The 14,084-nt window shown below is 64.8% G+C and carries 15 protein-coding genes; 5 read left to right on the top strand and 10 right to left on the bottom strand.

The window, feature by feature from the left end; all coding sequences use genetic code 11:
- The 8 genes from LNV07_RS07135 to LNV07_RS07100 form a co-directional block, all read right to left on the bottom strand.
- Positions 1-879 carry a PEP-CTERM sorting domain-containing protein gene (locus LNV07_RS07135; RefSeq protein WP_263570491.1) on the bottom strand — a complete coding sequence of 293 codons (879 nt, stop codon included), beginning with the start codon at positions 877-879 and terminating at the stop codon, positions 1-3.
- Positions 880-997: 118 nt separating this feature from the next.
- A complete protein-coding gene (locus LNV07_RS07130; protein ID WP_263570490.1) occupies positions 998-1,381 on the bottom strand; it encodes a hypothetical protein in 384 nt (127 codons plus the stop codon).
- Between the two features lie 14 nt (positions 1,382-1,395).
- Positions 1,396-1,779: a hypothetical protein gene (locus tag LNV07_RS07125; protein ID WP_263570489.1), complete on the bottom strand. Its 384-nt coding sequence runs from the start codon at positions 1,777-1,779 to the stop codon at positions 1,396-1,398.
- Positions 1,780-1,839: 60 nt separating this feature from the next.
- Positions 1,840-4,998 (bottom strand): efflux RND transporter permease subunit, encoded by a 3,159-nt coding sequence (locus LNV07_RS07120; RefSeq protein ID WP_263570488.1) that lies wholly within the window; start codon positions 4,996-4,998, stop codon positions 1,840-1,842.
- A gap of 86 nt (positions 4,999-5,084) precedes the next feature.
- Positions 5,085-6,197 (bottom strand): efflux RND transporter periplasmic adaptor subunit, encoded by a 1,113-nt coding sequence (locus tag LNV07_RS07115; RefSeq protein WP_263570487.1) that lies wholly within the window; start codon positions 6,195-6,197, stop codon positions 5,085-5,087.
- The gene (locus LNV07_RS07110) at positions 6,194-6,808 is read right to left on the bottom strand and encodes a hypothetical protein (protein WP_263570486.1); all 615 of its coding nucleotides are present in this window, start codon (positions 6,806-6,808) and stop codon (positions 6,194-6,196) included. The genes LNV07_RS07115 and LNV07_RS07110 overlap by 4 nt, the downstream gene beginning before the upstream one ends.
- Entirely contained in the window at positions 6,805-8,076 is a 1,272-nt protein-coding gene (locus LNV07_RS07105; protein WP_263570485.1) for a TolC family protein, read from the bottom strand. The genes LNV07_RS07110 and LNV07_RS07105 overlap by 4 nt, the downstream gene beginning before the upstream one ends.
- Before the next feature lie 130 nt (positions 8,077-8,206).
- Positions 8,207-8,566, bottom strand: a complete 360-nt coding sequence (locus tag LNV07_RS07100; RefSeq protein ID WP_263570484.1) for a hypothetical protein — start codon at positions 8,564-8,566, stop codon at positions 8,207-8,209.
- 181 nt (positions 8,567-8,747) lie between these two features.
- Here LNV07_RS07100 and LNV07_RS07095 point away from each other — a divergent pair, with 181 nt between their 5' ends.
- Positions 8,748-9,410: a PEP-CTERM sorting domain-containing protein gene (locus LNV07_RS07095; RefSeq protein ID WP_263570483.1), complete on the top strand. Its 663-nt coding sequence runs from the start codon at positions 8,748-8,750 to the stop codon at positions 9,408-9,410.
- Here LNV07_RS07095 and LNV07_RS07090 read toward each other — a convergent pair.
- Positions 9,399-10,064: a DNA alkylation repair protein gene (locus LNV07_RS07090; protein ID WP_263570482.1), complete on the bottom strand. Its 666-nt coding sequence runs from the start codon at positions 10,062-10,064 to the stop codon at positions 9,399-9,401. The genes LNV07_RS07095 and LNV07_RS07090 overlap by 12 nt on opposite strands.
- A 24-nt stretch (positions 10,065-10,088) precedes the next feature.
- Positions 10,089-10,682 carry a Crp/Fnr family transcriptional regulator gene (locus LNV07_RS07085; protein WP_263570481.1) on the bottom strand — a complete coding sequence of 198 codons (594 nt, stop codon included), beginning with the start codon at positions 10,680-10,682 and terminating at the stop codon, positions 10,089-10,091.
- Between the two features lie 59 nt (positions 10,683-10,741).
- Here LNV07_RS07085 and LNV07_RS07080 point away from each other — a divergent pair, with 59 nt between their 5' ends.
- From LNV07_RS07080 to LNV07_RS07065, 4 genes are all read left to right on the top strand, one after another.
- Positions 10,742-11,476, top strand: coding sequence for an SDR family NAD(P)-dependent oxidoreductase (locus LNV07_RS07080; RefSeq protein ID WP_263570480.1), 735 nt, complete (start codon positions 10,742-10,744; stop codon positions 11,474-11,476).
- Between the two features lie 20 nt (positions 11,477-11,496).
- Entirely contained in the window at positions 11,497-11,829 is a 333-nt protein-coding gene (locus LNV07_RS07075; RefSeq protein WP_263570479.1) for a darcynin family protein, read from the top strand.
- A gap of 104 nt (positions 11,830-11,933) precedes the next feature.
- Positions 11,934-12,524 (top strand): LysE family translocator, encoded by a 591-nt coding sequence (locus tag LNV07_RS07070; protein ID WP_263570478.1) that lies wholly within the window; start codon positions 11,934-11,936, stop codon positions 12,522-12,524.
- A gap of 9 nt (positions 12,525-12,533) precedes the next feature.
- Entirely contained in the window at positions 12,534-14,003 is a 1,470-nt protein-coding gene (locus tag LNV07_RS07065; protein ID WP_263570477.1) for an aminotransferase-like domain-containing protein, read from the top strand.
- Positions 14,004-14,084: the final 81 nt, after the last annotated feature.

Genomic DNA, 14,084 nt, shown 5'->3' with positions numbered 1-14,084 from the left:
TCAAGGCGCCCGCCGCCGCCATGCCAAGCCGACCAAGCCGGCCAACAGACTCAACCACTGCGCCGGCTCGGGAACGGCCGCGGCCAAGAACTCATGCCCACTCATGCCAACGGTATTCAAACCAGTCACCGAAGGGGCCAGCGTGTAATTCAGCGTGTGGCCAAAATCGGCCACCGCAAAATGCGCGCCGAGGGGGTCGATGGCGGGCTTGGCCTGCGCAAAAAGATTGAGGTTGCCGGTCATGTAGAGCTCGTGACCCACCTGGGTATTGATGGTCACCGAGTACACACCAGAAGCGAAGCTGGCGGCATTCCATTCAAATTGCTCGCTTTGATTCGAGCTGGTGTCCAGCACGCGCAGCAGCGCGGTCGCCGAAGCCGCCGCGAACGGGCTGCCCAAGGCACCCAGCACATGACTGACCGTGCCTTCGATCGTCAAATCGACCCGGTAACTGACCGGGGTCCCCGGCGCCAAACCGGCGCCGTTAACCTTTACCGTGTCATAAAAGCCGGCCTGAGCGTTGGAACTGGCCAAACCATCGAGGGTGGGGTGGTAGGCATAGCCGGCATCGGCATAAGCCTTCAACACTCCCATGCCGGCACTGACATGAGCGCTGGCGTTGCCGCCCACGCCGAGCAGCACCTTGGCCTCCGCCACTTGCACTTGGCTGGCCCTTGGATCAGGGGCATTGAACCTGAGCAGCTGCGACTGGTTCAAATCTTGCGGCGGCGTTGCGCTGTAAGCACTGGCTTGAGCATAGGCGATCACCTCATAGGCCTGCGCCAAGGCTTGCTGCTGCGGCAGGCATAGGCCCGCCAACAACAAGCCACCCAAGCTCGCCCGGCTTGCGGCGCCTTGAAAGAAAAGGGCTTTCTGCATGATGAACACCTCCGCGGATTTAAGTGCTGCGGAGTGTCGCGCCTGAAGGCATTTTTGGCGCCTGGCAAGTTAGGGGTAAAGCTGCCGCGCTCATTGTGCTGAGGCCAGCCCAGCCCGCCTAGCGGCTCAGCATCAGCTTGAGCTCCACCGCCTGGTCCGATTTATTGGTCCACATCCAGCAATAGTCCTGCTCGCTGACGATTTTCAACAGACCCGAGGCGGCCGTGGCGCCTTCGACCCTGGCCGGGTAAGTCACCTTTTCGCCTTCATGGAAATGGATGTTGAAGTTCAGCGCTTGCCCGGCCGTGAACTGCCAAATGACAGGCTTGGCCTTGTCCAGCTTGCCGCAGATCTCGACAAACTTGCCCTGGGCCAATGGCTTGGCATGCTCGAAGCGGCCGGCCTCGCTCCACTGAATCTCAATCAGCTCGGCGTGCGCCGGCGCACCGAACAAGGCCAGAGTTAGCGCGATGGCGGCCGATGCTGGAGTTGTCGGTTTCATGGCTTTGCGCGGCCTCATTTGATTGCGAAGCGGACCGTGACCGCCTTGCCTTCGACATTGCTCAAGCTGGCCACCACCTTGGCGCCGCTGCCGATTTTGATACCAATGGCTTGGAGCTTGTTGTCGCCCGCAGGCTTGAGCTCGGCCTCGGTCTTGCTGGCGCCGCTCAGCACCGTCAGCTTGCCCGTGATGCCTGCCGAGCTCATCGGCTCGTCATGGTCGATCAGATAGATCAGCGCGCCGTCGGCCTGCAAGACCAACTCGAAGTTCACATCATTGGCGACCTGCACCACGCCGCCATGCTGCGGTTTGGCGGCACCATGGGCCCAGGCATTGTTGAGGGTCAGAGCGCTCAGGCCCAGGATCAGGGCTTGAGCCGATTTCTTCAAGGTCAGCATATTGAATTCTCTCGGTTGAATGCGGCGCACTTCAGCAGGCGGCGCCGCCAGGCCAATTTGTCAGAACGCTTCTCGCTGGCTGGCTTCGCCATCCTCTTCCGGCTGCAGCAGCCGCTCGGTCGCATTCTTACCCAGTCGCCAGAACAGCAGCGGCGTCAACAGCGTATCAAGCAGGGTCGAGCTGACGAGGCCGCCGAAAATCACCACCGCGACTGGGTGCAGGATTTCCTTGCCCGGCGCGTCGCCGGCGAACAACAGCGGCGTCAGCGCAAAGGCCGCCACCAGCGCCGTCATCAGCACCGGCGTGAGCCGTTCCAGCGAGCCGCGCACAATCATTTTCTGATCGAAGACCTCGCCCTCGAAGCGGCACAGATTGATGTAATGGCTGACCTTGAGAATGCCGTTGCGCGTGGCGATGCCGGCCAAGGTAATGAAGCCCACCATCGTCGCCACCGACAGGCTGACGCCGGCCAGCCACATCGCCGCCACCGCGCCGATCAGTGCGAGCGGAATATTCGCCATGATGATCAAGGCCAGCACGGTCGAGCGGTAGCGCGAATAGAGCACCAGGAACATCATCGTCAGCGACAGCAGCGAGAGGCCCATGATCAGCCGCGTCGCCTGCTCCTGCGCCTGGAATTGGCCCTCCAGGCTGACGAAGCTGCCGACCGGCAAACTGGTCTTGGCGACGACCTGGCGGATGTCTGCAATCACATGCGCCATATCGGTCCCGGCGGCCCCGTCGGTATTGGCATAGACGACGATGCGGCGGCGGCCGTTTTCGCGCCCGATCTGGTTCGGCCCATCGGCCTCCTCGACCGTCGCGAAGCTCGAAACCGGCAGCCGCCCGGCCGGCGTATCAACCAGCATGCGGGCCAGATCCTGCGGGCCGCGCTGGCCATCGGCCAAGCGCAGCACCAGGTCGTAGCGGCGCGGGCCGTCGACGATCTGCGCGGCGTGCGCGCCATCGGTCAGCACTTGCAAGACGCGCACCGCCTCACCCGGCGACAGGCCCGTCTGCGCCAGCCGGCGCGGGTCAAGGCGCACCAGCACCTGCGGGATCAAGACCTGTTTTTCGACCGTCAGATCGACCAGACCCGGAATGCCGCTCAGCCCCACCCGCATCTGCTCGGCCAGGCCGCGCAAGGTGTCGGTGTCGTCGCCATAGATCTTCACCGCGATCTGCGCACGCACGCCGGACAAGAGGTGGTCAAGCCGGTGCGAGATCGGCTGGCCGATCGCCACTTGCGCCGGCAGCACCGCCAACTGGCTGCGAATCTTGGCCATCACCGCCTCGCGGTCCAGGGGCTTGCCTCCGGCTTCGTGCTTACGCTTGAGGTCGACATCGATCTCGGTCGAATGCACGCCCTCGGCATGCTCATCCAGCTCGGCCCGCCCTGTACGCCGGCCGACCTGCGTCACCTCCGGCACCTGGCCAATCAGGCGCTCCGCCAGCGCGCCCATGCGATTCGCCTCGGCCAGCGAGGTGCCGGGGTTGAACAGCAGCGAAAGCACCAGCGAACCCTCGTTGAAGGCCGGCAAAAACGCGCGCGGGAAAAAGGGCACGCTGGCCGCCGCCATCGCCACCGCCAAAGCGGCCGCCAGCATCAGGCCACGCGCACGCGGGAAGGACCAGGTCAAGAGCTTGGCATCCCAGGCCTTCAGCTTCAGCACCACGGGGCTGTCGCCATGATCCAGGCGCTTCATGCCCGGCAGCAAGAAGGTACACAGCGCCGGCGTCACCGTCATCGACACCAGCATCGAGGCCAGGATGGAGACGATATAGGCAATGCCCAGCGGCGAGAACAGCCGCCCCTCGATGCCGGGCAGCGCGAACAGCGGCACAAACACCAGCACCACGATCACGGTCGCATAGACGATGCCCGAGCGCACCTCGACGCTGGCCTGGCGCACCACCTCCAGGATCGGCCTCGGTCGGGCGGCGGCACGGTTCTCTTTCAGGCGCCGCAGGATGTTCTCCACGTCGACGACGGCGTCATCGACCAGCTCGCCGATGGCAATCGCCAAACCGCCCAGCGTCATCACATTGATGGACTGATCCAGCCAGCGGAAGACCAGCGCCGTAACGGCCAAAGACAACGGAATGGCGATCAGCGAGATCAGGGTCGTGCGGGCCGACAACAAAAAGGCGAACAGCACGATGGCCACCATGATCGCGCCGTCGCGCAGCGCCTCGCTGACGTTGCCGATCGAGGCTTTGATGAAGTCGGCCTGGCGGAACAAGACCACCGGCGCCGCCAAGCCCTGCGGCAAGCCGGCCTTGAGCTCGCCCAGCGCCGCTTCGATCTGGCCGCTCAGGCGCACGGTGTCGGCGCTCGGCTGCTTCTGCACGCTGACGATCACCGCCGGCGCGCCCTTGTAGCCGGCGTCGCCGCGTTTGACGGCGGCCGCGAAACGCACCGTCGCGACCTGCTCCAGCAAGATAGCGCGGCCGTCCTTCCAGGCCACGGCGACGCCGGCCAGATCGGCCGCCTTATTGCTGCGGGCCAGATGGCGGATCAGGTACTCGCGGCTGTTCAGGTCGACAAAGCCGCCACCGGCATTGCCGGCATAGCCGCGCAAGGCCTGCTCGACCTGGCTGAGCGTCACCCCGAGCTGCGCCATGCGCTGCGTGTCGGGTTCGACCCGCATTTGCCGCACCTCGCCGCCGATCGGGATCACCTGCGCGACGCCAGGAATCGCCAGCAAGCGCGGGCGCAGCACAAAGTCGGCGTACTCGCGCGCCTGCATCGGCGTGGCCTTGTCGTCCAGCGGCAGCGCGATCAGCATCACCTCGCCCATGATGGAGGAGACGGGGCCCATCGTCGGCGTGATGCCACCATTGGGGCCATTAGGCATTTGCTCGCGCATTTGGCCCAGACGCTCGGCCACCAATTGGCGGTTGCGGTAGATATCGCTGCCCCAATCGAACTCGGCATACACGACCGACAGCCCTACCCCCGAGGTTGAGCGCACCCTGGTGACGCCGGGCATGCCGTTGAGGGCGGTCTCCATCGGGAAGGTGATGAGCTGCTCGACCTCTTCGGGCGCCATGCCGCCGGCCTCGGTCAGCACGGTGACGACGGGTTTGTTGAGATCGGGGAAGACATCGACCGGCGTACGCCAAGCCGTCATCGCCCCGGCCACCATCAACAAGGCCGCAAAAGCCAAGACGAACAGCCGGTTGTGCAGGCTGAATTTAACGATCCAATTAAACATGGTGATCAGACGGCGCCGGGCCGTTCCCAAGCTGGCTGAGCGCCCCCTCGGGGGGCAGAGAACGAAGTGAGTGTGGGGGCTTCATGTCAACGAATTTGCGCGATCAAGGCGGCGCCTTGAACGACGACACGGTTGTCGGGCGACAAGCCACTGGTCACCAGAACCCGGTTCGAGTCCAGCGCCTGCATTTGCACCGGCATAGCTTGATAGCGTTCGGCGCTGATCTTGATCCACACCACCCGCTCATTGGCGGGGTTACGCACCACCGCCTCGGCCGGCAGCACGATACCTTTGCGCTGCTGCTTCAGCGCCACCACCAGCTCGACCGGCTGGCCCAGCGCCAGCGCCGCGCCCGTTGATTGAGCCTTGAAGCTCAGCGGCAAGACGCCGTCGCGCAGCGCCATCGCCGCGCCGATCAGCTTCAGCTTGACCCCGGGCTGGCCAGTCAATTCGGCGCCGGCAATGCGAGAAGCCAGGCTCACATCAGGCGTGCTCGCCTCGACCAGCAGGCGGTTCGGGTCCACCACTTCGATCAAGACCTCGGACGGATCGACGACGCGCCCGGCTTGCAGCTCGGTGCGAGCGACCACACCCGACACCGGCGCGCGCAGCGGCTCACGCGCGTTCAGGCTGGCGGCAAAGCTCTGCTCCCGCGCGGCCAATGATTGCGCCTCGATGCGGGCCGCCGCGATTTCCTTGGCCGGCACCGTGCCGGCCAGCGCCTCCAAACGCTGGACCCGCTGCTCGGCCAGCTCGCGGCCGGCGCGCAGCTCGCTGCGCTGTGACTGCTGTGCGGCCAAGGCAAAAGGTTCAGCGTTAGGGCGCACCCAGGCCAAGACCTCACCTTGATGCACCGTTTGGCCGGGCATCGGCAGACCCTGGGGGCCGGCCTCGATGCGGCCGCCGATAGACGCTTGCACGCGGCCGCTGGCGTTCGGGTCGGCCACCACGCGGCCCGGCAGCAATTGCGTCGCGGCCGCCTCCGTCTCCGGGGCCAGCAGGGTTCTGATCCCCAAACGGCGCTGCGCCAGCTTGGGCACATTGACGCTGCCATCGGGCAGGCGCGCCAAACCATCCGAAGCAGGCGCTACGGCGGCATCCAGATGCTCGCCGTTAGGACCGTGAGCGCCGGGGCCGGCAAGTGCAAACAGCGGCAGCAACAAGGTCGCGAGGAAAATGGCTTTATTGAACGCGCTCATGCCTGCTCTCCCGCAAACTTGGTGGCTTGTTTGGCCTTGCGGCGCCAAGCCCAGACCAGCAGGGTCAGCAGCAGCAAGGCCGCGCCGCCCAGCCAGCGCGCCCAAATGGGCAGCCAAGGTTTGCCATGGCCATACTCGGTGTCGTGATCCAGCCCGGCCGCACCCGCGGCGGCGGTGCGCAACACGCCTTCCAACAGATCGGCCTCGTCACCGGCCATGATCGTGATCAGCAGCGCATGCTCGCCGGGCGTGGCCAATAGCTTGAGCAGCGCCGGGTCGTCGACCGCATAGTCACCCTGCTCGGCGCGGAATTTGGCCTTGGCCTTCAAAGCGCCCGACTCCAACTCCACCGCCGCCTTGAGCACCGGCTCATTGCTGGCATAACGATCAATCAAGATAGACAAATGATCGCCTTGCAAACGGGCGACCAGCTCGAACAACTCGGACTTGGCCTCCAGACGGGCGCCGCCGGCCAGCGTCGAAGCGCCAGCGCTCGGTTCCGCATGATCGCCGTCCGGGCCATGGGCCAAGGCTGTTGGCGTGCCAAGACCCAACAAAACGCTCAAGAGGCTCGCGGCGACAAGCCGCTTGAATAAAAAGTAATGATTCACGGAAAAACTCCAAATGCTTGTTGAAACCGAGCCTGAGCCAGCGCATGGGCAAGGGCTTGTCGCGCGGCGGCGGCGTCGGCTTGTGCGGCGGCGTTGAGGGCACGCAGCAGCTCGGGCAAGGCTGTTTCGCCGAGCTTGAATGATTTGTCCAGCAACTGCGCTCGCTCACGCAGCAAGGCCGCACGCTCACGTTCGGTGGACTCTTGTGCGGCCGAGCTTTTCAAGCGCGCACGCGCGAGCGCCTGCTCGGCCTCGATCTGCAACTGGCTGCGCTGGGCGGCGGCAAGGGCCAGCCCTTGCTCGGCCAAGGCCGCTGCCAGTTGCTGCGTTCTTTGCGGTGGGTCACTGCCGAAGGGCATTCGCAGGCTGACGGCCACGCTGCTCTGAGCCGACTGGCCGGAACCCGGCTGTTCCTGGCGCAGGCTCAGCCCCAATTCCGGCTGCGCACCGCGCTGCGCCTGGCCCAGCGCGACCCGTTGGCGCGCCCGCTCGACGCCGAGCTCCAGCAGTCGCTGAGCCGGATGCTGCTGAGGCGATTGGGCGCCGATCAAGCCATCAAGGGCTGGCTCAGGCGCGGGTTCGGCATCAAATCCGGTCAGCAATCGCCAGGCCGAAGCTTGCCCGCGCAAAACCTGCTCAGCCTCGCTGGCGAGCGCCTTGGCGGATAACCACTCGGCCTTGGCGGCCAGCGCATCGGCCGGCGCCAAGTCCCCCGCCTTGACGCGCCGGTCGACGTCGACCGACAGCTGCTGCAGCAACAGTGCCTGCAGCTCGGCCATTTGCAGGTCGACCTGTGCGGCATGCAGGCTGCCACTCAGTTCCCGCAATTGACCGAGCAAACGCAGGCGCGCCGCCTGCTCGGCCGCTTGCGCCCAGTCCTGCTCGACCTGCGCCGCCTGGGTGCCGAGTTGACGCTGGCCAAAACGCCAGAGCGGCAACTGAACGCCGATTTCGGTCTCGCGCGCGCCGGCCGCAGCCGCGCCGCGGCCTTGGCGCTGCGAAATTTCCAGCGCCGGAGCGCCGGCCAACCAAGCCTCGGCCACGCGCCTCTCGGCGGCGGCCAAGCCGAGCTGACCGCGACTTTCGGCGGATTCCAAGGAGCGCGCCCAAGCGGCTTCAAGCGCTTGCGCCAGTGACGGTTGGGGTGCGCGTGGAGGGTTGATGGCTTGGCTAGGCTGCGCCTGCGCCGCAGCCAGGCCGCTGCCGACAAGCAGGCTCAGCAAGACCGAGCGGACGAGCCGGGGCCTGATTCTTAAAGAGGATTTCACGCGAACTATTCCTGAAGGAGATAGACGGCGGCATGCTCCGCAAGGACTCCTGTCCGAAGCCCTATGGTGCGAGCGAGGCCACCCGAAAGCATAGATGCCACTCAACGGACTGAGCAGCATCGCGGACGGTTCAGCGGTTCAGGCGCGGGGGCCTTTCGAGGCCCGGTAAAAACGGGCGCGGCCCTTCGATCGCGAGCAGGGCGACCGGCACATCCAGGCTCAGGCCGGGCAGCAGCAGCGGCGTAACAGGCAGCAAGGCCGGTGCATGCACGCAGGCATCATCGATCAAATGCTGCGCCGAAGCCTGCGAATCATCGAGCTTCAGATCGGCATGATCTTGCTCGTCATGGTGATGAGCCGCGCCCTCGAAGTGCAGGGTGGCATGCACCTTCTCGTTGCCGCTGGCCATCAAGACCGCCGAACCCGCGCAGGCCAAGGACTGCCAGAACAGGCAGAACATCAGCAAACAGGTAGTGAAACGGCGGCGCATGGGCGGCGAGTTTAGCTGAACTATCAAGACCACCTAGGGCGGCCATTTCCAGGCTTACCCCGGCACAACCCTAATTAACATCGACACCGAAATCGTTGATCCTCAGCTGGCCCTACCCTGGTGGATTGAGAATGCTCCGAATGACGGCTGCAAGCTGGCGGCCAACTTGCAAAGGACTGTCATGAAACTTGTGTTCAACACCCTGACCTTGGCCGCCACGCTGGCCTTGCTCTGCGCCGGGCCTGCCCGCGCCGACACCACTGTCATCACCTTCGAGGACCTTGTCGAAGGCGCCTTGTTGAGCACGCAGTACAGTGCGCTCGGTGTGACGTTCAGCGCCAATGCCTTCAGCGGCGCGGGCAGCTCGAGCTCGACCCAGCCCTGGGCCGGCAACACCGATATGACGATCACCGCCACCGATCTGGGCGGCCTCGGCTCGCCGCCGCTGGTCAGCGGCAAGATGCTGCATAGTTTCAACGGCTGGGTGGCAGAAGACGGTGACGCAAGTTTTTGGATCAACTTCTCGGCACCGGTCGGCTCGGTCAGCATGGACTTTGCGGGCATTTCCAAGGCTTCCGATGTGCGGCTGTTTGCCTACAACGGCACCAGCTTGCTGGGGGTGGTCAGTGCCACTGCCTTGACTGGCCAACAAACGCTGAGTTTCAGCGCAGCCGCCATCACCAAGGTCGCGGTAGCCCCGGGCAGCCATGACGACTGGGTCGGCGTCGACAACATCAAATTCGCGCCCGCCGCTGCGGTGCCCGAGCCCACCAGCCATGCGCTGATGGCGATCGGCCTGATGGCCTTGCTGGCCAAACGACGCGGCTGCGGCTCACGCATGTAGCCGAGGATGCAACTCACGCAAGGCGTCGGTGGCAATCCAGCGCGCCGCTTTTTCCGGCCGCTCGCGCAGCCGCTCGGCCAAAGCGATCGCCTGAGGCAGCAGCGCGCTTGAGCGCTTGCCGATCTGGCGCAGTGCCCAGTTGACCGATTTCTTCACAAAATTGCGCTCATCATCGGCGGCCGCAGCGATTAAGGGCAGCATCGCGATGAAGTCGGCATCGGCGCGCGGCTTGTCATGCACGGCCAGCACCGCCAAAAGCGAAAAGGCCGCCCGCTTGACGAATTCTTCGTCGCTGCGCGCCCACACCGGAATGCGCGCCCAAGCCAGCGGTGAACGCCGGAACGCATTCAAGCAAGCCTGGTCGCAGACATCCCAGGATCGCATGCCTGCGACCCAATGATTCATTTCACTAACGCTCAATTGGCGCGGGTCGGCTAGCAGGCTTGCGAGGATTTGCGCGTCCGGGATGGCGCTGTCCCACATCGCCAGCGCAAGTTGATGGTCCGGCCCCAGCTGCTTGCCCAAGCTGCGCAAGGCCGGCATCGACAAGCCCAGGCGCGCATCACCCGTCAAGCCGAATCTGGCCATCGCGCCCAGTTGATCGAGGCGCGCCTGCTGCTTCAATAATTCCAATGCCTGTTTGAGCTCGGCCATCGTGGACGCCCGGCTGGGCCGGGCTCAAGGCCGCAGCCGCGCGCGGATGCGGCTCAGGCTGACCGGCGTGACGCCCAGATAGCGGGCCAAATCCTTCTTCGGCAGGCGCTCGCTCAGGCTAGCATTGGCCTGCACAAAGGCGGCGTAGCGCTGCTCCGGGTTCAGGGTCAAAAGCTCACGTTCACGCGCCTCCTTAAGCGCAGCAAAGTGTTGCATCGCCCGGTACAGCGCCAGCAGCCAAGCGGGATGGCGCGCGGCCAAGGCTTCGAGCTCGAAGTAGTCAACCCGCTCCAGCTCGCTGTCCTCCACGGCCATCACGTCGAAGCTGCTCAGGCCGCCGTGCTTCAGCGCCGTCAGGCTGCCGAAGAACATGCCTTCATGGCTGAAGGACTTGATCCACTCGTCCCCATTGGCCAGCAGATAGTGCAGCTTCAACAAGCCCTTGCGCACCAGATAGACATAAGGGTGAGGCCGATCGGACTCGAACAGAGTCTGGCCGGCCGCCACCTGGACCCGCTTCAGCGTCAAGCCCTCGCTTTCGGGCAAGGGCTGCCCGGCCAGGTTTTGCAGCAAATCCAGCAGCATGACCTCGGCCGGCTTATCTTTTGTAAACGACATCGCGCCGCCGTCTCCCTAAAGTTCTTGGCATGCATTCAAACACATCCTTAGCTACAGCGATGCCACGGGTCTGGCTAGTTACTGGCGCCAGCTCGGGGCTAGGCCGTGCGATCGCCTTGCAACTGGCCGAGTCGGGTCAGCAAGTGATTGCCTGGGGTCGCGATCCCGCCCGCCTGGCCGAGCTGCAGTCCAGCCATCCCAACATTGTGGCCAGCGCCAGCCACGATCTGAGCAGGCTCGGTAGTTTGGAACAGGCGGGTCTGGACGCCGCCCGCCAATGGCCGGGCTTGAACGGCATCGTGCATTGCGCCGGCATTCAGCATGAGTTGCTGCTCGAAATACCGGGCTACGGCGCCGGCGACATCGAAGCGGAGTTGCTCGTCAATCTGGCCGCGCCGATCGAGTTGACCCGCGCGCTGCTGCCGCATCTGCAAGCACGGGCCAGCGCTCACATCGTCTTCGTCAGCAGCGCCCTGGCCCATGTGCCGAAAAAAAGATCGGCCACCTACAACGCCAGCAAGGCCGGCCTGAGCGCCTTTGCTTGCAGCCTGCGCGCCCAGCTGCGCGGCAGCCGGGTGCAGGTCAGCGAATTGATTCCGCCGTTGGTGGACACGCCGATGACGGCCGGTCGCGGCGGCAAGCACAAGCTGCCGCCGGAGGCCGTGGCGCGCAGCCTGCTGCGGGCCTTGCGCTCGCGCCGGCCGGCAACGCAGATCTGGGTCGGCCCGGCGCGCTGGCTGCCCTGGCTCTTGCGCCTTGCCCCCACGACGATCAAACAAGTTTTTTTACGTTAATCACTCTGGAGAGAATCGCTATGAATACCTGTTTCATGCTCGTCAACGCCCTGCCCGCCTGGTTGCGCCTGAGCCGAGGCCAACGCGCCGAGGTCTTCGCCCAGGAAGTGCTGAGTCTGCTGCCCCAACACCCCGGCATACAGATGCGGCACTTCGATGCCGAGGCCTATTCGGCCGTGTGCAGCGATGTGCTGATGTTGCAGGTGCCGGATACCAAGGCGCTGCACTTCTTCATCGAAGGCCTGCGCGATTCGGCGATCTACACCACGCCCTATTTCGAGATCGTCCACATCATCCCGACCTGGGAGGATGGGTACCGGGCCTATGAGGAGGCACAGGGCTTGGCCTTGTAGGGCTAGCCCGACTGATACAGCGCAAGCTTGTGGGCCGCTCCCTGTACCTTGGCGAATCTAGCCGAAGCCGCCACAGTCGAGGCCTTGCTGTTGGAGTCCAGACCATGTTGTTATCCCCCGCCGAGTTGCTGCCCTTGATGAGCTATTGCTTCGTGATGTCGGGCACGCCAGGGCCTAATAATGTGATGCTGGCCAGCTCGGGCGCCAACTTCGGCTACCGCCGCGCACTGCCCCTGATCATCGGCATCCAGGTCGGTGGCGCGCTGCTGACTTTTGTCACCTGCCTGGGCCTGGGCAGCTTGTTCAACGCGTTTCCGGTCTTGCACCAGATTCTGCGGGTGACCGGCGCGCTCTATCTGATCTTTCTGGCCTGGAAGCTCGGCACGATGAAGGTCGGCGAGGCCGCCAAGCCCTTGACCATCACCCAGGCGGCGCTGTTCCAGGCGGTCAACCCGAAGAGCTGGATGAAGTCCATCACGCTGGCCTCCGTCTTCATGCCGGCGGGTTTGAGCGTACCGGTCGGGGCGCTGTTGGTGACCGTTACCGGTGTCTTGGTCGGCCTGCCGATCTCCTCGACCTGGGCACTGTTCGGCGTCGCGATCCGCCGTTGGCTGGACGATCCGCTCAAGCGCCGCATCTTCAACCTGAGCATGGGCGGCACCTTGCTGGTGTTGGCGATTTCTTTCTTGCGCTAACCTACAAGCATGTTTTCCCTCGACCGCAATGCCGCTACGCCCTTGGCCGACCAGATCGAGCTGCGCCTGCGCGAGCTGATCGCGGCCGGCCAGATGCCGGCCGGCGCGCGTCTGCCGTCGATCCGGCAACTGGCTGCGCAGCTGCAGGTCAGCCCTAATACCGTCGTGACCGCCTATGACCGGCTGGTCGCGCTGGGTCTGATCGAATCGAGGGGTACGGCCGGCTATTTCGTCAGCGAAAGCTCGCGCCATCCGGTGCTGCCCGATGCGGCGGTGCTGGAGGCGGGCGAAGAGCAGGAGGCCGTCTGGCTGGTGCAACAGTCGGGCGACCAACGCGCAGGTGTCTTGCTGGCCAGCAGCGGAGCGCTGCCGGCGACTTGGCTGGAAGACGGGGTGACGGCCGCCGCCGTGCAGCGCGGGCTGGCGCGAGCCAGCGCCGGCATGGCCTCGCGTTGCCCGCCGCAGGGCTTGCCGGAGCTTCGCGAACGCCTCGCCATGATGCTGCGCGGCATCAGCATTGCAGTCGACGCCGGCCGCATCCTCACCACGTTTGGCGGCACCCACGCGATCGACCTGATCTGCCGGGCTTTTTTACAGCCGGGTGACTGCGTCCTGGTGGAAGACCCCGGTTACTTTTTGATGTTCGACCGGCTGCGCAAAGAGGGCATACGTCTGATCCCGGTCACTCGCCGCCCGGACGGCATCGATCTGGAGGAGTTGGAAGCCGCCTGCCTGGCTCACCGGCCGCGCCTGCTCTTCATCCAGACCGTGCTGCACAACCCGACCGGCTGGAGCAGCAGTGCAGCCAATCTGCACAAGGTTCTGGTGCTGGCTCAAAAGCATGGTTTTCTGATCGCCGAAGATGATGTGCAAGGCCAATTCAACCCCGGTCATGCCACGCGGCTCGCCAGTCTGTCGGGGCTGGACCGAGTGATCTACTACTCGAGCTTTTGCAAGGCCTTGAGCCCGGCGCTGCGCATGGGCTATATCGCCGCCGACCCCGTCCTGTTGAAGGCCTTGATGCGCGAGAAAATCTACTCGGTTCTGACCGGTGCGGCGCTGCTGGAATATGTGTTGCTGGAGGTCTTGGCGGCCGGGCGCTGGCGCAAGCATCTGGACCGCTTGAACGCCAAGTTGCTGGCGGCCCGCCACGCCAGTGCACGCCAACTGACTGCGGCCGGCATCACGCTCGACCACCCTGGCGAAGGCGGCATGTTTCTATGGGGTTCGGTGCCCGCCGAGCTTGACCTGAAGTTGCTGGTGCAAGACGCCTATCGCAACAAGATTTTGTTGGTGCGCGGCGCGACCTTTTCGGCCGGCCATGCTTTTGACTCGCACCTCCGGTTCAATGTCGTGTTCAGCCAGCAGCCGCGCTTGGCCGACTATCTGCGCGAGCGCCTGCAGTCGCTGGCGGGCGCCAAGGAGGCGCTTTCCCGGGCGAGTCTGGCACCAATCAAAGCGCCACTAAAAGCGCCCTGAGAGCGCAATTCATCCCGCCCAGGCTGCGGTCCGTCGGGCGGCCCGCGATGGCGGGAGGGCAAATCGATAAGCTGCCGATCT

It is taken from the genome of Roseateles oligotrophus (assembly GCF_025717515.1).
Classification (GTDB): Bacteria; Pseudomonadota; Gammaproteobacteria; order Burkholderiales; family Burkholderiaceae_C; genus Paucibacter_A; species Paucibacter_A oligotrophus.
The sequence above is the reverse complement of the archived record's forward strand: the minus strand, read 5'-3'. Positions and strand labels throughout refer to the sequence as shown.